Below are 19,116 nucleotides of genomic sequence, written 5' to 3'. Positions count from 1 at the left end.
CAAAAAGAGGTAATTAATATGGAGTTATAAAAACTATACTAAATTTACCTCTTGTTGGAAAGAATTATTTTACTGCATGTATAAAATATCTTTCTACTTCATCTTCCGGCTGCTCTTCAAAAACAGAGGTGGAAACAGAAATTGTAGAAAAACCGACTTTTTCTAAAAGATCCGTATACGTTTCTAGTGGAAAAGTTCGTTGAAAATGAGTCTCTTCAAATTTTTCATAATACCCGGATTCGTCTCGTACGAAAAAAGTAATATCATGATAAATGGAATGAGCTACATCTCCTTGCTCTGTATGCCAAATATACGTAACATCTTCGTCTTCATACGTAAACGGTCCGTCTGGATAAATGACATCCATCTTGTAAAGTGAATGAACATCGAAGAACAACTGCCCACCATCTACTAATGACTCATAAACATGGTGAAACGTTTGCTCAACATCTTCAAGCGTTTCCAAATAATTTAATGAATCAATAGCAATTACAGCAACATCCATATTTGCTATCCCGTCTATTTCCGTCATCGACTGACAAATAAGTGAAATAGAAGTATCGTTTTCGATGCTACGCTTTTGTGCCATCGTAAGCATTGATTCGGATAAATCCAGTCCAGTTACATCAAAGCCGTCTTTCGCAAATTGAACGCTTAAAACCCCAGTACCGCACCCTACATCTACTAGTTTTTTATAAGTAGATGTAGGGGCGTGCTTTTGAACCCATTCCGCATATTTGTCATACGGAATATCAGACATTAACGAATCATATATAAAAGCAAACTGGTCGTACATAGCCATTATGCGTCTTGACCTACTTCGATCATTGGTGCGTCTCCCCATAGTCGTTCTAAATTGTAATATGAACGCTCATCTTTTTGGAATACATGCGCGACAACATCACCCATATCTACAAGAACCCAACGTCCTTCGTCAAATCCTTCTAAACGTTTTACATTGTATCCTGCAATAGAAGCTTGTTCAGAAAGCTCTTTTGCAATAGCTTGCACTTGACGATCTGAGTTAGCATGACAGATTAAGAAATAGTCTGCTAATAGTGATACTCCTTGCATATTTAGGACAACGATATCCTCTGCTCGTTTGTCGTCTGCTGCTTTATAAGCAATTTCTATTAATGATTGTATTGAAGTCATTCCTTCACTTTTCCTCTCTTTTGTATCAAGTCATTGTAGCAATGAAATGAATCCGGAAATACCGGCTGTTTTTTTTCGATTAAAAATCTAATGCTATGCGTCACACAACTAATCATTGCCTCTTCCAAATCAGATGATACTTTCTCTCTTAACATTTCAATTCCTTGAAAGTCGCGGTTCGGTTCAATCATATCTGAAACATAAATTATTTTTTCCAGTTTAGACATACCTGCTCGGCCAGTCGTATGGAAGCGGATTGCGTCAAGAATCTCTTGATCATCAATCCCAAACTCATTTTTCGCTACATAACTACCAACCGGTCCGTGCCACAATTCGTGGTGAAATGATAATAATAAAGGATCCATCTTTTCTGAAATAATTTTCTCCTGCAACCATTCTTTATCCGCAAATTTCACGCTGTCATGCAAAATAGCTGCAACTTCGGCTTTTTCGGGATCAACTTGGTACTTCTCTGCCAAATTAATTGCAGTAATGGCAACGCCTTTCGTATGAACATAGCGCTTTTCTGGCATACGTTCTTTCATTTTCTCAAGCAAATGTTCAAATTTCATATAACTTCTCCTTTTGAATGAAATCTCTTACTCGTTCTGGTATTAGAAACATTGTCGTTTCTCCATTCGATAGTCGATTTCTTACAAGCGTTGAAGATAAATCTATTTGCGGGATATCCAATGTTAGTATAGGATATGCCGTTTCAATCATTGTATTTGGTCTTGGTACACCAACTAATTGTATTTTTTCCACCAGCTCATCAATTCGATACCATTTCGGTAAATATTCGACTTGATCCCCACCGATAATAAAGTAAAAATCCGTCGATGGTTCCCTCGCTTGCAAAAGCTCCATTGTGTCGAACGTGTAGGATGTCCCACCTCGTTCAATTTCAATCGTTTCAATAGACATATTTGGTATTCCCTGAATTGCTAACCTGACCATTTCCAGCCGTTCACCTTCTGAAATACGTTCGTCTTTCATTTTGTGGGGAGGAGTGGCATTTGGCATTAACCGAACTTCATCTAGCTTCAATGCGTGCAAGGCTTCGTTTGCAATCATTAAATGACCAATATGTGGAGGATTGAACGTCCCACCTAGAATTCCTACTTTTTTACTCATGAACGGCTCGCTTTTGGTAGCTCGATTCTAGGATTATTTTTAGACTGCTTGTACAATACAACAGTTAAGCCAATTAACTGTACGAGCTCCGCTTTACTTTCCTTCGAAAGTTGATCAGCAACTGTTTGTTTATCCACTTCACAGTTTTGTAGAATACTAATTTTGATTAGTTCTCTTACTTCTATCGCTTCTTCAATATGCTTAACCAGCGCATCATTTACTCCACCTTTTCCTACTTGAAAAATCGGTTGAAGATGATGTGCTTTACTACGTAAAAATCTTTTTTGTTTACCTGTTAACATAATTTCCTCCTAATTGCTTTGTTAATCGCTCCATCATTCCATCAGAATTTGGATACATTTCGTTCCAATATGAAAATGCAATTGCTCCTTGATGAACAAGCATCCCTAATCCATTTATCGTACGAACATTGTATTTATTTGCTTCCTCTAAAAAAGGAGTAACTAATGGATTATATACAATATCTGCAACAATTGCATGTTCTTTTATTTTATTTAGCTCAATTGGCAATGAATTCACTTCGTTTTTCATCCCCTGAGGTGTCGTTTGAATAATAATATCAAACTGCCCCAAATTGGCCTCGGCATCTGCAAGTGACGACACTTGTCCAATATTCACATCTTGTACTAATTTTTCTGCATTAGAAAGCGTTCGATTCGCAATCCATACATGCGTAAATCCTGACAGCTTCAAAGCATTTGCAATTCCTCTTGCAGCTCCACCGGCACCAAGCATCAGTATTTGGCTGTCCGGTTTAATCGGACCGAGCGATTTGATGAAACCTAATCCATCCGTATTATAGCCAACGAAACGATTATCCGCTGTTTTAACTACCGTATTTACCGCTCCACTCCCTTTAACAGATTCATCAATTTCATCTAATAAAGGAATGATTGCTTCTTTATATGGAATGGTTACATTCCAGCCACTGCAACCTAAAAGCTTCAAACTGTCTACAGCTTCCGCTAATTTTCCATCTTCCACATGGATTGGAATATAACTTGCGTCGATTCCATTTTCCTGTAGCCATGTATCATGCATAAGAGGTGATACAGAATGCGCTATGGGATTTCCAATAACAGCAAACCATTTTTTCATATCAATTCTCCTCCTAAATAAGAGATGGACGGATTGAAATTTCTACTCCAGCAGGTGCATAGGCAGCAATAACTACGTCACCATGTTGCACAGTAATCCAGCCTAATCCCGAAAAGACAACATCTGTTTTAGGGTCGTTAATTTTAAATTCATGGCGCACTAAAGCTGGTAACAAATCTGCAAACTGTTCTGTTGGTGGCGATAATAACTTACCTTTATGTTCTTTGTACAAATTATCGGCATTTTCTAGCTTCGTGCGGTGGATTGGAATATCATTCGCAATATGCAATGTAAATGCAGAACGTTTTCCTTTAATGAAATCAAATCGAGATAATCCACCCATGAACAATGTTTGCTCACTATTTAATTGGAATACTTTTGGTTTGATCTCTTTTTTAGGCATAATAAATTTAAGTTCTGTTGGATCTAAATAATGCGCCATTTGATGATGATTAATAATTCCTGGCGTATCATATAGAGCTTTTTTATCGTCTAAAGGTATCTCAATCATATCTAATGTAGTACCCGGGAAATGAGAAGTTGTAATAACAGCATCCTCCCCAGTAGCATGTTTAATAATGCGGTTTATAAATGTCGATTTCCCAACATTTGTACAGCCTACTACGTATACATTTTCACCTTTTCGGTAATGTTCAATCGCATCAATTGCTTCTGCCATACCTGTTCCTTTATGTGCACTAACAAAAAGAACATCTATCGGTGATAAGCCTAATTTTTTCGCTTCTTGCTTCATCCAGTTAATTACTTTATTTTTCTTAACTGACTTTGGCAATAAATCTGCTTTATTTGCGATTAAAAGAATAGGATTGTTCCCGACAAAACGGTGTAGTCCTGGTAACCAGCTTCCGTTGAAGTCGAATATATCAACAACTTTAACGATTAACCCTTTTTGTGTTCCTAAACCATTTAATATACGTAAGAAATCGTCGTCTGTTAAAGAAACAGGTTGTAATTCATTATAATTTTTTAGACGAAAACAACGTTGGCAAATAATATCTTCTTTTTCTAATGATGAAACAGGAGCGTACCCTGGATCACCTACATTTTCAGTTTGTATCGTTGTACCACAACCAATACATTTAGGTGCTTCTATCAATCTTCTTCCTCCCATGTCACTTGACCTTTTTTATCTAAATAGCGGAATATTCTTCGCTCTACCATCCGATTAAACTTTGTTACAAATCCATCTGATTTAGCTACAGGAATAACTAATATTGTATGGAGCTTTTGTATATTTCCACCAAGTACATCTGTTAAAAGCTGATCGCCAATAACTACTACTTCCTCTTTTCGGAAAGACATTTCTTTCCTTGCCTGACTGAAAGCTTTTCCGAGTGGTTTTTTTGCCCTAGAAATAAAGGGAATGCCTAGTGGTTCTGCAAATGCTTGTACACGCATTTCATTGTTATTTGAAACGATTGTTATTTGAATGCCTGCTTCTTTCATTGCTGCAAACCATTCGATTAGTTTTGGTGTCGCTTCTGGGCGATCCCATTCCACTAATGTGTTATCTAAATCTGTAATGATGCCTTTTACTCCTTTGTTCTTTAGCGTTTCAGGAGTTATATGAAAAACACTTCTTACAAATTCACTTGGTATGAAATATGAATACAACGACTAACACTCCAATTCAATGCTTTTTCTTTTACGATTATAGCATATTTGCTACTAACTCACCCATTCGCAGAAAATTGCCTTCTTGGATTGTCGGCGTAAATTCCATACTATCTTCTGTAAATAACATCACTACAGTCGATCCAAAAGAAAAATAGCCTACTTCTTCGCCTTTTTTCCAATCTGTAGATGTGTTTGTTAACTCAATTGAATTAACAAACATCGCTCCTACTTTTACATGAAAGCAATTTTTCCCATTTGGCATTTGCAATTCAGTAAGCAGTCGGTAATTTCCACTAATCGTATTTTTCCCGTATTGAAGTCCTAATTTGTTCACAGGATACGATTTCTTCCCTAAAGCATACTGCTTCACAACTTTTCCATCTACTGGAGCATGAATTCGGTGATATTCTGCCGGGCTTAAGTATAGAATAATATAGTTGCCATTTACATATTGTTTAGCCAATTGATCAGATCCAAGCATATTTTGTAACGTATAAGGCTTCCCTTTCACGAAAAATACCCCGTCATCTGTTATTTGACCAAATGTTTCTACCGTCGCATCAACTGGACTAATAATTCCTTTTTCCGCACAATCTACTGGTCTAGTATGTTCATTCACATGACGAACAAAAAATTCATGCAATGTGGAGAAGTCTTCTACTTCCTTTGGTATATCCTCAGTTGTTATATTAAAATACTTAATATAACGCGGAATAATTTTTTTACTAACCTTCGATTGAGCAAATCCTTTAATAGCAGTTGAACTCCATTTTCCGTTCGTTAATTCGATTAAAGATTGATATAATTTCTCTCTCATATTTTGCTCCTTTTAAAAATCTCTTACATTTTTAGCTTACTCGAAGTATAATGAACAAATATATTAATTGTAAAGGAGTGATTACAATGTATTTACAAACCATAATGTACAACACCGTAAAAAAATTGAAATCACATGTTGCTAATATGATTACGATTGCAAATCTTGCTTTTGGTGGTGCAGCGATAATGGCAACAATGAACGATAATTACACATACTCTGTGTTATTTATATTTATAGCTGGGTTACTCGATCGTTTTGATGGAATGGTTGCTAGAAAGTATAACCAAGAATCAGAATTAGGTAAGCAGCTCGATTCAATGAGCGATGTAGTGTCTTTCGGAGTCGCACCTGCACTATTAATTTATGCAATGGTTTTACAAGAATTTAGTGTAGCAGGTATGATTATTACAGTTATCTATATTGCATGTGGAGCATTCCGATTAGCAAGGTTTAATATATCTGAACCCGATGGATTTTTTACAGGACTTCCGATTACTGGTGCAGGCGTCATTTTAACGCTATCTTACTTTGCAGTAGACTTTATCCCCTCTGTATCGTACATGTTTTTAACAATCATACTCGCAATACTCATGATCAGTACATTCACATTAAGAAAAGTTTAACGACTGCTAATTGCAGTCGTTTTTTTCATACATCCCCATATTTCGACATACACTAAGTTTATAACTAGATGGAGGTGACTATAATCTCTGGTCTACTAACCGCCTTTATAAGCTTCGTTATGGATGTTCCTCTTGTTCTTGGTTACTTAAAAGGTCAGGCATTCCATCAACCTTTTACGCCTGAGGAAGAAAAAGTAATGATTGATCGATTTCTCGAAGGTGATTTGCAAGCAAGGGATGAACTCATTGAACGGAATATGAGGTTAGTTGCACATGTCGTAAAAAAATTCCATCCAAAGCACGAGCTTTTAGACGATTATATTTCCATAGGTACAATCGGTCTCATGAAAGCTGTAAATAGTTATACACCGACGAAAAAAACGAAGCTTGCAACGTACGCAGCAAGATGTATTGAAAACGAAATACTTATGTATTTACGATCTTTAAAGAAAGTGCAAAAAGACGTTTCGCTACATGAACCAATTGGCATGGACAAAGATGGTCATTCGCTCGAAATAACTGATTTACTTCAAGCATTCGATAAAAGTACGGATGACAAGCTTGTCGATCAAGAAGATATGAATAGACTATACAAACATTTATCTAACTTAGAAACACGAGAACTCGAAATAGTCATTCGTCGATATGGCTTACTTGGACATTTACCAATGACACAAAAAGAAATATCGAAGCAGTTAAAAATTTCTAGAAGCTATGTGTCTAGAATTGAAAAGCGCGCGCTAGTAAAGCTGTATCAATCGTATATTCATGAAAAAAACTCTTTTGATGTCTCAAACACCAAAAGAGCTTAGAGGATATTAATCTTCACTTGTCTCTGCTGTAATAATAAGTGCTAATGTCGCAGTAATTAAAATAGTCATCGCCATGATAAAAACCATACTATCTCCTCCTGTAACAGAATGAAAGCTTATTGATACCTTTATCATAGCATATGATACAAACAAACTAGTGAAAATAATAATGTGATGTTTGTCAAATTGATGACAAAATATTCACTAGATTAAGTTATAGCTTTTCGATTACACGTAGCACTATTTCTGTCGAATGTTTTGCTGCAGTCGGTAAAAACTCATCAAAGCTAATAGATGATTCTTTGCCAGCAATATCCGATAGCGCACGAATGACTACAAAAGGTACTTCAAATTGGTGACAAACTTGCGCTACTGCTGCCGCTTCCATTTCACAAGCCTTCATTTGTGGGAAATGATTACGCACCTCTTCCACTTTTTCAGGATTGTTCATGAAAATATCTCCCGTAGCGATTAGGCCAGTTGCCGCTTGATGCTCTCCAATTTCATTTACCGCTTCTTCTGCAATCTTCATCAAATGTGCATCCGATTTAAAAGCAGCTGGTAACTGTGGAACTTGTCCGATTTCATAACCAAAAGCTGTTACATCCACGTCATGGTATCTTACTTCATCCGAAATAACGATTGCCCCAACTTCTAATGAAGGATCATATCCACCAGCTGAACCAGTGTTAATCACGTAATCCGGCTTATATTCATTTAGTAAAATAGTAGTAGACATAGCCGCATTTACTTTCCCAATCCCACTTTTCAATAAAATCACTTCATGATTTTTATATGTACCCGCTGTGTATTCACTATTTGCTATTATGTTCGTTTGTGCATTCTCTATTTCATTTCTTAATAATTCTACTTCTTGCTCCATCGCACCAATTACTGCAATTTTCATTATTTATTCCGCCTCTCTTTAAAACACTACTTTAAAAATAAGACAAAGACGCCCTTAAAGTCAAGGGGCGTCTTCTATTGTTGTTAATTTCTCTTTTTTCGTTGGCTTCCAACCTTCACCGTCTACCCACTCTAAATAGATGCGATAAATTTCTTTACCATCTTTAGAAGTGACTGTACCAATTGACTTTTGAGGGCTTCCGCCATTGCCTAAACGTTTCACAAACATATTAGATGAGTCTAAACCAGAACCATAGGATAATGCTTGTACCTTCTCTTTGTAGTCCACAGATTTAGCATCATAGCTAGAAACATGCTCTCCTGACTGAGACGTCCCTATAGGAGCCCAGGATGGGTCCACAACGACATCCTCTACTACTGGGTCTTCTGAAGGCTCAGACACTACAACCTCTTTTTCTCCAGTTTCTGAAGATTCCGATTCATTGTTTTCTTCTTGTGAAGGAGTTTGAATCGTCGAATCTGTATTTTCTTCACTCGTATCATTCTCAGTTTCTGTACTATCTTCTTCTACTTCATCTTCTTCGTCGTCATTTGTTGAAGTATCTGCATCGGCTTCTTCACTTGCAGATGTACTATCATCAACTTGTGACGTCTCGGGCTCTTTATCTACTACAATATTGACAACTACTATAATGATTAAAAGCAACACAACTGCGATTAATGCATTTAAAATCATGTTCTTTTTTTTCTTTCTTTTTGGATGGTTTAATCTTGAATTTATTCTTCTATTATCGTTATTAGGCATCATATTCCTCCTTTATATATCCGAATGAAAATAAATCGGTCTATCATGTATAGACGAATAAGCAGATCATTTTGTTTCTCATTTCGTCAAAAAAACCTATTTACCACTACAGTTTCAGGCTCGCTTCAGGCTTCACATTAGGCTATACGATGAACGGAAAAGTTTAACTTGTTATAATTGGTTACGCCACTTACAACAAGTTTTTTAGTCGGTCTTCGTATGGCAAATGTTCGCCTTCCACTCACCAGAAACTCCCGTGCCAAGTGGTTAAATATTTTTGGTAATAGGAGAAGCAAGTCGATTCTATTTACTTTGCAGGCCGCCAAAGATACAATTTTGGCGGCACTTTGTAGGTTTTTAGAAAGAGACACTTCTTCATTTGAACATAAAGAAGAGAAATAGATAACAAATTTACTTCACACGAAAATTGTCGGTCTATTTCTAACTAGAAGTGTCCATGGACTTTTTCTCTTCCCCTTACGTGAAAGAAGTTAAGTAGAAAGAACATGAATGTACTCCCATAAGCAGGAAGGATGTAGTGAAAAGAGGCAACTCGAGTGGGATTAGCGGACAAGTGAGACTCCGCAGTGAAACGAGGAGGCCCACCGACCACCCCACCGAAAGCGTCCTCTTGTAACGAAATCCACTCCATCGATTCCTACTCCCTTCCCTTCTTTACGTAACTTAAGCTCAGTATTCATGACACATTTTGCCTTCCAAAAAAGGGATAAACAATTAAATGTTTACCCCTTTGTTGAAAAACGCTTTCATTATTAAGAAATTTTTACGATTTTTACATCCATTTCTCCACCTGGAGTAGTAATTTTCACTTTATCCCCAGTTGTTTTACCAAGTAAACCTTTTGCAATTGGAGAATCATTTGAAATTAGACCTTCAATTGGATCTGCTTCTGCTGAACCTACAATTGTATAAGTTTCTTCGTCTCCACCAGGAACTTCAACAAAAGTAACTGTTTTTCCTAATGAAACTACATCGTTATTTTCCTCTTCTTCAATAATTACAGCATTTCTAATCATTGACTCTAAAGTTGAAATTCTACCTTCTACAAACGCTTGATCTTCTTTAGCAGAATCATACTCAGAGTTCTCTGATAAATCGCCGAAACTTCTTGCAATTTTAATACGCTCTACCACTTCTTTACGCTTTACCGTGATTAATTGTGTTAATTCGTCTTGTATCTTTTGTTTACCAGCAACGGTCATTGGATATTTTTTCTCTGTTGACACTCCCATACACTCCTTTAAATACACACTTAAAACATACTCATGTACCATTCATATGCTCGAATTTAAAATGATATGAATTTCATGAAATAATTGTCAATCCACAATTATCATATTACACTATAGCATCTGTTTCAAGAATAGTTTTTATTTTCGTAACCATTAAATCAATTGCAACTTCATTTTGTCCACCTTCAGGGATAATAATATCAGCATATTTTTTCGTCGGCTCGATAAATTGATTGTGCATTGGTCGAACGACACTTAAATATTGTTCCACAACAGAATCTATCGTGCGGCCTCTTTGCTGAATATCGCGCAAAATTCGTCGAATAATACGTATATCTCCATCTGTATCGACAAATAACTTTATATCCATTAAATCTCGAAGGCGTTTATCTTCTAAAACTAAAATACCTTCTAGAATAATGACATCTTTAGGCTCAATTGTAACCGTTTCTTTTGCCCGTGTATGCTCAGCATAATCATATACTGGTTTTTGAACTGATTTTTTATTTAATAGATCCTGAAGATGTTCAATTAATAAATCATTATCGAAAGCAAACGGGTGATCATAATTCGTATTTAATCTTTCTTTGAACTGCAAATGGCTTTGGTCTTTGTAATAATAATCTTGTTCAATAACGACTACTGAATGATCTTTAAATACGTCACTAATCGCATTTGTAACGCTTGTTTTACCAGATCCTGAACCGCCAGTAATTCCAATAATAAGAGGAGTTCTATTTGACATTATTTCAACCCTTTCCTCATCATATTGTTTGGATATAATTTTACAGGACATTTAAATCGAACAATTTGCAGCGGATGTCTTGCTGCGTCCAAAACTTGTCCTTTTTCATCCGTAATTTCCTCAATTACTAAACGTATATTTTCTATTTCTGGACCAAAAAATTCTACTTCTTCACCAGGCTTAAAGTAATTTCGCTGCTGTAATGTAACAATTTCTGTTTCATCATTATAATCTAACACTAGCCCAACAAAGTCAAAGCCTAATTTTTTATCATGCACACCATACATTTGCTGTTCAAAGTTTGGTTCTCCTTCAAAAAACGCAGTATCTGCTTCACGATTTGCACATTTCTCTAGCTCATCCAGCCATTCTTGTTTCATTTGGAAGTTTTCTGGATCTGCACAATACGCATCGATTACTTTGCGGTAGACGCTTACAACCGTTGCGACATAGTGAATCGACTTCATACGTCCTTCAATTTTCAAAGAATCAATACCAAGCTCAATCATCCTCGGAATGGATTCCACTAACTTCAAATCTTTTGGACTCATTGCAAATGGCACTTCTTCTTCTTCAAATAAAGCCTGTTCTTGGCCATCTTCTTGCACGTATAGGTCATAATCCCAACGACAAGATTGACAGCAACCACCGCGGTTTGAATCACGCGCAGTCATATGGTTGGAAAGTGTACATCTGCCGCTATATGCAATACACATTGCCCCGTGGATAAATGTTTCGATTTCAATATCCACTTTTTCTTTCATCAGTTGAATTTCGTCACCGCTTGTCTCACGAGCAAGAACGACACGGTGCAGTCCTTCTTCTTTCCAATACTGAACAGCTTTCCAGTTCGATAATGATTGCTGTGTACTTAGATGAAGCTCCAATTTTGGTGCTGCTAAGCGGCATGTTTCAATAATTAATGGATCTGCTACAATAATACCTGTTACACCCGCAGATTCAACCCCTTGCAAATATTCCTCTAAGCCATCCATATTTTCGTTATGTGCAAAAATATTCGTCGTTACGTAAATTTTTGCCCCGTAACGATTAGCAAACTCAACGCCTTCACGCATTTCCTCTATCGAGAAGTTGCCAGCATTTGAACGTAACCCAAATTCTTGCCCTCCAATAAAAACAGCGTCAGCACCATAGTGAACGGCAATTTTTAGTTTTTCAAGACTTCCTGCAGGTGCTAATAATTCGGGTTTTTTCGTAATAACACGTTTGCCATCTATTATTTCACTTATTTTATTCATTGTTGGTGTTGTCACACGAAACCTTCCTTTCTTAACTGATCAGAACGCCATGCTTTTCTATTCAGTTATTGTTTGTGCATGCTTCTTAGTAAACTGTTTCTTTAAAGAAAAACCCAGTATCTAACGGTCTTAAAGAAGGTTGAATTTGTTCTATTTGTTGCAATAGTTCTTTTTTGATCGCTTTATATGCAGCTCTAGATTCACCATATGTATCAATTGCTTGACGATAGTAGCTTGTTACTTTCGTTACATAGGCAGGATCGTGTAAAATTCCATCTATTTTTAAGCTATCAATTTCAGCATCTAAAAACTCATCTAGTTCATCAATCATGCACATATCATTTGGACTAAAAATATGCGTACCATTCGTATCTTCAAAGATTGGATACTTGTTAGAACGTTCATTGTCATGCAAAAACATATTTTTATTTTTCGCACGATTTTCTACTTCCATTACTTTGTCGTTAAACAAAAAATAATTTCCAAGTAAAGATCGTTTTGATTGGAACATACATGTCATCCCATGTACTTGCACTTCTACTTGAACTTCTGCATTTTCTTTAATCTCGACGATTTCATCTAAGCTAAGCTCTCTTGCAAGAACAGCACGCGTTGCCCCTCTTTTACCCCAGTAGTTTGCTGTAAAATAGTTTGTTGCAGTTTGTTCTGTATTCCAGTGGAGTGGAATCGTCACATTTGCTTCACGTCTTGCAATAATGACAGAAGGATCACCAAATACGATACCATCTACCCCGATTTGTTGCAGTTTTTCCATATAAGGAGCAAGAAAATCTACCTTATCGTTATGGTAAAGTCCGTTCATCGCAACATATATTTTTTTATTATGTTCTTTTGCTAGGCCTGTTGCAACTTCGATGTCCTCCACTGTAAATTCTCCAGCTAAACGAAGTCCATAAAATTGCTCACCAACTAAAAATGCATCTGCCCCTGCTTCGATTAAATCTTCCATATGATCGATACTTGCTGGAGTTACTAAAAGTTCTGTTTTCTTCATGTGATTCACCTCTTAATACTTACTAACATTCCATCGCCAACTGGAAGAAATGCTGTATCATAGTCTTCATGGCTCATTAACCATTCCGTGAATTGATGTTGATTTCTTACCATTGTTCTTTTTCTTCTTGGTACTTCATTCATCGGTAGTTCAGACAAGCCATTTAACAATAAATTATCACAGTAAATAACGCCTCCATCATGTAAAAATGGTGCGTACTTTTCGAAAAACTTTTTATATTGCCCTTTTGCAGCATCAATAAAGATTGCATCAAATTTCTTCTGACCGAATTGATCGGCTTCTACTTCAAGCGCATCTCCGATAATAACTTCGATTCGATTTTGAAGATTTGCTCGTTCGATATATTGCTTTGCAAGAGTAGCTTTGTCTACATCTCTTTCAATTGTCACAATGCTTGCAGATTCCAATTTGGAAGCCATTCGCATGGATGAGTAACCTATTGCTGTGCCTAGTTCTAATATCGATTTTGGTTTTTGTAAGGATAGTAAATGCAGCAAAGAATCCATTCCCATCAATTGCATGATTGGTACATGGTTTTCTTTTGCATATTGTTCCATCTCTAAAAAAATGGCTGATCGAGGTTTTATCAGGTCTTTTAAAAATTCTTCACTTACGTCCATCAAACGTTAACCCCTTTTTCAATAAATAAGCTTTTTTCTCTTTAAAAAACAAACCTAATAATAACATAGCAGAAGAAGGAAAGCGATATCATTCCTTCTTCTGCCTTTTTTATTTTAAATATTGGTCGATTTTTTGAAGATGTTCTTCATACGTTTTGGAAAAATGATTTTGCCCAGTTTTATCTGCTAAGAAATAAAAATAATCTGTTTGCGATGGATCTACTACCGCATCCAAAGATGATTTCCCTGCATTAGCAATCGGTCCTGGTGGCAAACCTTTATTTTGATACGTATTATATGGATTGTCCACTTCTAAGTCTTCAAATAACACTCGGTCTTTATGACTACCAAGTGCGTACAATACCGTTGGATCCGTTTGTAGCATCATATCAGCATTTAAACGATTATTAAATATACTCGCAATGATCGATCGATCTGTTTGAGCTGTTGCTTCTTCCTCTAAAAGAGAAGCATATGTTAAAAGCCAATGAACTGACTTTTCTTCCGATTGAAGAATTTCATAATAGTTGGATACGATATTTTCCGTTGCAGTTAACATCGTAGTAACAATTTCCTCTAACGACGGATTTTCAGTGAAAAATGGATATGTCGCAGGATATAAATAACCTTCTAAAGCATATCGCACATTTTCTCCTTTTATCTCTTCTGTTAGCAAATTCGGATACTTAACAATCATTTTATCGACAAATGTTTCATCTGTCACAAGCTTAAAAAAGTCATCCGCAGAGTGGTTTGTTTTCTTTTCTACTACTGCCCCAATTTGCTCTAATGTTAGCCCTTCTGGAACAGTCATGGAGAAAACAGGATCTCGGTATACTTTTCCTGTTTTTAAGCTTTCAATCACTTCATCAATTGTCATTGCTTTTGTTAAGCTGTATTCTCCCGCTTGAAAATTCGATTCATTATTAAACTTTGCATAATACTTAAATATTTTTGCATTTTTAATAACACCGTTTTTTTCAAGTGTACTAGAAATCGTATCTAAGCCTGATCCTATCGGAATTTCTACGACAATAATATCTTCTGATGCAACATCAAGCGGTTCCAGTGCACTTTTCACATATTTGTAACCAGTATAACCAGCTATTCCACCAACAATTAATATAATTAGAAAAATGGCTAACACAATTCTTCTAACAATTTTCACTTCTTTTTTCTTATTTTTCATACGATTGAACATGATCTCTTTTTTCGACTCATTTCCCACGGGTTCGCCCCCTTTAATTCCATTTTATTATACAAGATTTTATCCAAAAAGAAAAAGGAGGAATGAGGGAACCTCTTTCCATCCTTTTTCTAGAAGAATTAATCTTCGTCTTCTTCGTCTTCCTCATCAAGGAATGTGTTTAACATTTCCTCAATCATTTCCCATTCTTCATCGGATTCGATTGGAAGTAATTCCCCGTCTACCCCGTCTGCATTAGGACTAAAAGATGATGCGTGAATTTCTATCTCTTCATTTTCATCTTCGTCTGCGCCTATTGGATAATAAAGTACATATGACTTTCCGAATTCATCTGATTCAAATGTAAATAGTACGTTACAAAGTTGCTCCGTTCCATTTTCGTCTACAACTGTAATATTTTCTTGACCGTGGTCCATTTGCAGTTCACCTCATCTATTTTTTCTATCAAGAAAGCCCTGTAAAATCATCACAGCAGCCATCTTGTCTATCACTTGTTTCCGTTTTTTACGACTAACATCCGCATCTATTAACATACGTTCTGCAGCCATTGTTGTCAATCTTTCATCCCACATTGCTACCGGAAAATTAAATTTCTCCGTTAATAATTTTGCATATTGCTCAGAAGCTTCTGCACGTGGACCGATTGTATTGTTCATGTTTTTAGGTAAGCCAACGACAAATTCTGATACGACATGTTGTTTGACCAGCTCTTCAATACGCTCTAAGCCAAACTCCAAATTTTCTTCGTTAATTTTAATCGTTTCTATCCCTTGTGCTGTCCAGCCTAGAGCATCGCTAATTGCTACTCCTACTGTTCTAGAACCGACGTCTAAACCCATTATTCGCATGCTTAAACCTCATTATTCTTTTTAATATAGAACTTCACTAATTCTTCTAGAATTTCGTCTCGCTCTAATTTTCGAATCATATTTCGTGCATCTTGATGGCGAGGAATATAAGCTGGATCACCCGATAGTAAATAGCCCACAATTTGATTGATTGAATTATATCCTTTTTCTTCTAGTGCTGAGTGCACTTGTAGCATCACATGTTTTACTTCTTGCTCCATTGATTCTTCAGGGAAATTAAATTTCATCGTTTTATCAAATGAACTCATGATCAGCACCTCGCTTTCAATTTTAATAGGTAATCTAACATATCTATATTTACAGTATAACCGAAGTTTGAAATAGTTTAAACAGATTTGATATATTCGTAAACTGAATGAAGAGCAGTTTCAAGTTTGCTACCGTCTTTTGCACCAGCCATAGCGAAGTCAGGTCTACCTCCACCTTTACCTCCACATTGCTCTGCTACTAGTTTGACGATATTTCCAGCATGATAGTTCCCGCCAACTAAATCTTTTGTCACACCTGCTGAAATCATTACTTTTTCCCCATCTACTGCACCGAGAACGATGACTGCTTTATCTAATTTTTGCTTTAAGTCATCCATCATTTGACGCAATTGATTATTATCTTTTGCATCTACTTTTACAGAAAGAACTGTAACATCATTTATCGTTTGAGCAGAAGATAAAACAGATGATGCTTGGCTGTTTGCAATTTTAGCTGATAATGACTCATTGTCTCTTTGACTATTTTTCAATTCGTTTAATGTTTGAGCAACTTTTGATACTAGGTCTTTTGGTTGTGCTTTTAAAATATTTGCAGCTTCTGCTAATATGGACTCTTCTTCTTTTACAACATCAAATGCACCTTTACCAGTTACTGCTTCAATGCGTCGCGTACCTGCACCAATTCCACTTTCCGATAGAATTTTAAAGAACCCGATTTCAGACGTATTTTTGACATGACATCCACCACAAAGTTCTAGTGAATATTCGCCCATTGTAACAACACGCACTATGTCGCCGTATTTTTCGCCGAATAAAGCCATTGCACCCATTTTTTTCGCATCATCAATCGAATGATTTCCGATGATAACGGGGATGCTATCCCAAACTTTTTCATTTACAATACGTTCGATTTGATCTAACTCTTCTTTTGTCACTTGTCCAAAATGGGAAAAGTCGAAGCGTAAACGGTCTGGTCCAACTTCTGAACCCGCTTGGTTTACATGCGTTCCTAGCACGTCTTTCAATGCTTGGTGCAGCACATGCGTTGCAGAGTGATTTTTAATCGTATGTCCACGAAGTGTTTTATCAACTGTTGCTGTCACTTCTGCACCAGATGTTACTTCGCCTGATTCTACGATAACTGTATGCAGGTTTTGTCCATTTGGAGCTTTTTGTACTTCTTTTACAAGCCCTCTAAATTTATCATTTTCAATTGTTCCATGATCCGCAACTTGTCCACCACTTTCAGCATAAAAAGGAGTTTTCGTTAAAATAAGCTTAATCTCGTCTCCTTCACTAGCCGATTTCACAAGTGAATCTCCGTGAATGATAGAAGCAACTTTCGTTGTAACAACTAATGTATCGTATCCAACGAATTCACTATCATCTTGAATATTACTAAATACTTCTGACTGAACTTGCATCGAATCTACATTTTGACGAGCAGCACGTGCGCGGCTTCGTTGTGCTTCCATTTCTTGTTTAAACCCTTCATGATCGACTGTCATATTTGCTTCTTCAGCATATTCTTCCGTTAATTCAACTGGAAAACCATATGTGTCATAAAGTGTAAATGATGTCGTTCCTGGGATAAACGATTCTCCTTTTGCACGTTGCTCTTCTATTACTTTTTCTAAAATAGAAAGACCGTCATGCAATGTTTCGTGGAATCGCTCTTCTTCTGTTTTAATAACACGCATAATGAAATCACGTTTTTCTGTCACTTCTGGATAGAAATCTTGCATGATTCCCCCAACTACTGGCACAAGCTCATGTAAAAATGGTTTCTCAATACCTAATTGTTTTGCGAAACGAACAGCACGACGAAGTAATCGACGAAGTACATAGCCTCTTCCTTCATTAGATGGTAATGCCCCATCTCCAATTGCAAAAGCAACCGTACGAGTATGGTCCGCAATAACTTTGAATGCTAAATCATGCTCTTCATTTATGTGGTACTCTTTACCGGATATTGCTTCGGTTTGACGAATAATTGGCATAAATAAATCAGTATCAAAGTTAGTTGGAACATCCTGTACTACACATGTCATACGTTCTAATCCCATACCAGTATCAATATTTTGTTTTGGCAGTGGAGTGTATGTATGATCCGGATTATGATTGAATTCAGAGAACACTAAGTTCCAAATTTCTAAATAACGGTCATTTTCTCCACCTGCATATAATTCTGGATCGCTTAAATCATTGCCGTATCCTTCACCGCGGTCATAGAAAATCTCAGAGTTTGGACCACTCGGACCTTCTCCAATATCCCAAAAGTTTCCTTCTAAACGAATAATTCTTTCTTCAGGAATACCGATTTCATCTTTCCAAATATTAAATGCTTCTTCATCTTCAGGATGAATCGTAATCGATAATTTTTCTTTCTCCAAAGCCATCCATTTTTCATCCGTTAAAAATTCCCAAGCATAGTGAATTGCTTCTTTTTTGAAATAATCCCCGATCGAGAAGTTTCCTAACATTTCAAAGAATGTATGATGTCTTGCTGTTTTCCCTACGTTTTCAATATCATTTGTACGAATCGATTTTTGTGCATTTGTAATACGTGGATTATCCGGCACTACACGGCCATCAAAATATTTTTTTAATGTCGCAACTCCACTATTAATCCATAAAAGAGATGGGTCATTTATTGGAACAAGTGGTGCTGATGGTTCTTGCGTATGTCCTTTTTCGATAAAAAAGTCTAAGTACATTTGTCTAATTTGAGAGCCTGTTAATTGTTTCATTCGTCGTTCCTCCAATTTTTTAATAAATAAAAAAAGCCCTCATCCCATAAAAGGGACGAAAGCTATTATTCGCGGTACCACCCTAGTTACATAATACAGATGTACTATGTCTCTCAAGAAGCCTTAACGCGGCTAGACGGCAGGTTTTAACTGCACTCAAGAGTAGCTTTCCGACTTGTTAGTTACTGAGGATTC

At 36.5% G+C, this 19,116-nt stretch carries 24 protein-coding genes and 1 other annotated feature (1 of these 25 running past the window's edge); of the genes, 2 read left to right on the top strand and 22 right to left on the bottom strand.

All coding sequences use genetic code 11. From position 1 onward, the window contains the following. Positions 1–64: 64 nt before the first annotated feature. The 9 genes from RUH95_RS05250 to RUH95_RS05210 are packed head-to-tail and all read right to left on the bottom strand — an operon-like array spanning position 65 to position 5,863. Positions 65–802 carry a class I SAM-dependent DNA methyltransferase gene (locus RUH95_RS05250; RefSeq protein WP_313891782.1) on the bottom strand — a complete coding sequence of 246 codons (738 nt, stop codon included), beginning with the start codon at positions 800–802 and terminating at the stop codon, positions 65–67. Next, positions 802–1,155 (bottom strand): ribosome silencing factor, encoded by a 354-nt coding sequence (rsfS, locus tag RUH95_RS05245; protein ID WP_313891781.1) that lies wholly within the window; start codon positions 1,153–1,155, stop codon positions 802–804. The genes RUH95_RS05250 and rsfS overlap by 1 nt, the downstream gene beginning before the upstream one ends. Continuing rightward, a complete protein-coding gene (gene yqeK / locus RUH95_RS05240) occupies positions 1,152–1,727 on the bottom strand; it encodes a bis(5'-nucleosyl)-tetraphosphatase (symmetrical) YqeK (RefSeq protein ID WP_313891780.1) in 576 nt (191 codons plus the stop codon). The genes rsfS and yqeK overlap by 4 nt, the downstream gene beginning before the upstream one ends. Then, complete coding sequence (locus RUH95_RS05235) at positions 1,717–2,289, bottom strand: nicotinate-nucleotide adenylyltransferase (RefSeq protein WP_313891779.1); 573 nt, start codon at positions 2,287–2,289, stop codon at positions 1,717–1,719. Before RUH95_RS05235 ends, yqeK begins: the two co-directional genes overlap by 11 nt. After that, a complete protein-coding gene (gene yhbY / locus RUH95_RS05230) occupies positions 2,286–2,591 on the bottom strand; it encodes a ribosome assembly RNA-binding protein YhbY (RefSeq protein ID WP_313891778.1) in 306 nt (101 codons plus the stop codon). The genes RUH95_RS05235 and yhbY overlap by 4 nt, the downstream gene beginning before the upstream one ends. After that, entirely contained in the window at positions 2,578–3,408 is an 831-nt protein-coding gene (aroE, locus tag RUH95_RS05225; RefSeq protein WP_313891777.1) for a shikimate dehydrogenase, read from the bottom strand. Before aroE ends, yhbY begins: the two co-directional genes overlap by 14 nt. Before the next feature lie 13 nt (positions 3,409–3,421). Then, positions 3,422–4,525, bottom strand: a complete 1,104-nt coding sequence (gene yqeH / locus RUH95_RS05220) for a ribosome biogenesis GTPase YqeH (RefSeq protein WP_313891776.1) — start codon at positions 4,523–4,525, stop codon at positions 3,422–3,424. Then, on the bottom strand, positions 4,522–5,043 hold the full coding sequence (locus RUH95_RS05215) for a YqeG family HAD IIIA-type phosphatase (protein WP_313891775.1): 522 nt from the start codon (positions 5,041–5,043) through the stop codon (positions 4,522–4,524). The genes yqeH and RUH95_RS05215 overlap by 4 nt, the downstream gene beginning before the upstream one ends. Positions 5,044–5,080: 37 nt before the next feature. Next, positions 5,081–5,863: a phosphatidylserine decarboxylase gene (locus RUH95_RS05210; RefSeq protein WP_313891774.1), complete on the bottom strand. Its 783-nt coding sequence runs from the start codon at positions 5,861–5,863 to the stop codon at positions 5,081–5,083. A gap of 86 nt (positions 5,864–5,949) precedes the next feature. On the opposite strand from RUH95_RS05210, the gene pssA reads away from it, so the two are divergent. Then, positions 5,950–6,489, top strand: a complete 540-nt coding sequence (gene pssA, locus RUH95_RS05205; protein ID WP_313891773.1) for a CDP-diacylglycerol--serine O-phosphatidyltransferase — start codon at positions 5,950–5,952, stop codon at positions 6,487–6,489. A gap of 83 nt (positions 6,490–6,572) precedes the next feature. Further along, positions 6,573–7,301 (top strand): RNA polymerase sporulation sigma factor SigK, encoded by a 729-nt coding sequence (gene sigK, locus RUH95_RS05200; RefSeq protein WP_313891865.1) that lies wholly within the window; start codon positions 6,573–6,575, stop codon positions 7,299–7,301. Between the two features lie 6 nt (positions 7,302–7,307). On the opposite strand, the gene RUH95_RS05195 is transcribed toward sigK, so the two are convergent. The 13 genes from RUH95_RS05195 to alaS form a co-directional block, all read right to left on the bottom strand. Next, entirely contained in the window at positions 7,308–7,436 is a 129-nt protein-coding gene (locus tag RUH95_RS05195) for a hypothetical protein (protein WP_313891772.1), read from the bottom strand. 79 nt (positions 7,437–7,515) lie between these two features. Further along, positions 7,516–8,208, bottom strand: coding sequence for a 5'-methylthioadenosine/S-adenosylhomocysteine nucleosidase (mtnN, locus tag RUH95_RS05190; protein WP_313891771.1), 693 nt, complete (start codon positions 8,206–8,208; stop codon positions 7,516–7,518). 60 nt (positions 8,209–8,268) lie between these two features. Further along, entirely contained in the window at positions 8,269–8,973 is a 705-nt protein-coding gene (locus tag RUH95_RS05185; protein WP_313891770.1) for a YrrS family protein, read from the bottom strand. A gap of 773 nt (positions 8,974–9,746) precedes the next feature. Beyond that, positions 9,747–10,220 (bottom strand): transcription elongation factor GreA, encoded by a 474-nt coding sequence (greA, locus tag RUH95_RS05180; protein ID WP_313891769.1) that lies wholly within the window; start codon positions 10,218–10,220, stop codon positions 9,747–9,749. A 112-nt stretch (positions 10,221–10,332) separates the two neighbouring features. Further along, on the bottom strand, positions 10,333–10,971 hold the full coding sequence (gene udk, locus RUH95_RS05175) for a uridine kinase (RefSeq protein ID WP_313891768.1): 639 nt from the start codon (positions 10,969–10,971) through the stop codon (positions 10,333–10,335). Next, positions 10,971–12,230, bottom strand: a complete 1,260-nt coding sequence (locus tag RUH95_RS05170) for a peptidase U32 family protein (protein ID WP_313891864.1) — start codon at positions 12,228–12,230, stop codon at positions 10,971–10,973. Before RUH95_RS05170 ends, udk begins: the two co-directional genes overlap by 1 nt. 85 nt (positions 12,231–12,315) lie before the next feature. After that, positions 12,316–13,245: a peptidase U32 family protein gene (locus RUH95_RS05165; RefSeq protein ID WP_313891767.1), complete on the bottom strand. Its 930-nt coding sequence runs from the start codon at positions 13,243–13,245 to the stop codon at positions 12,316–12,318. A 5-nt stretch (positions 13,246–13,250) separates the two neighbouring features. Beyond that, positions 13,251–13,886 carry an O-methyltransferase gene (locus RUH95_RS05160; RefSeq protein ID WP_313891766.1) on the bottom strand — a complete coding sequence of 212 codons (636 nt, stop codon included), beginning with the start codon at positions 13,884–13,886 and terminating at the stop codon, positions 13,251–13,253. 109 nt (positions 13,887–13,995) lie between these two features. Next, positions 13,996–15,114, bottom strand: a complete 1,119-nt coding sequence (gene mltG / locus RUH95_RS05155; RefSeq protein WP_313891765.1) for an endolytic transglycosylase MltG — start codon at positions 15,112–15,114, stop codon at positions 13,996–13,998. A gap of 98 nt (positions 15,115–15,212) precedes the next feature. Further along, entirely contained in the window at positions 15,213–15,509 is a 297-nt protein-coding gene (locus RUH95_RS05150) for a DUF1292 domain-containing protein (RefSeq protein ID WP_313891764.1), read from the bottom strand. Positions 15,510–15,521: 12 nt separating this feature from the next. Next, positions 15,522–15,941 (bottom strand): Holliday junction resolvase RuvX, encoded by a 420-nt coding sequence (gene ruvX / locus RUH95_RS05145; protein WP_313891763.1) that lies wholly within the window; start codon positions 15,939–15,941, stop codon positions 15,522–15,524. Positions 15,942–15,943: 2 nt separating this feature from the next. Next, positions 15,944–16,210: an IreB family regulatory phosphoprotein gene (locus tag RUH95_RS05140; protein WP_313891762.1), complete on the bottom strand. Its 267-nt coding sequence runs from the start codon at positions 16,208–16,210 to the stop codon at positions 15,944–15,946. A 77-nt stretch (positions 16,211–16,287) separates the two neighbouring features. Continuing rightward, complete coding sequence (alaS, locus tag RUH95_RS05135) at positions 16,288–18,921, bottom strand: alanine--tRNA ligase (RefSeq protein WP_313891761.1); 2,634 nt, start codon at positions 18,919–18,921, stop codon at positions 16,288–16,290. 48 nt (positions 18,922–18,969) lie between these two features. Continuing rightward, positions 18,970–19,116, bottom strand: a binding site (T-box leader); it runs 64 nt beyond the window's last position.

It is taken from the genome of Psychrobacillus sp. (assembly GCF_032154225.1).
Classification (GTDB): Bacteria; Bacillota; Bacilli; order Bacillales_A; family Planococcaceae; genus Psychrobacillus.
The sequence above is the reverse complement of the archived record's forward strand: the minus strand, read 5'-3'. Positions and strand labels throughout refer to the sequence as shown.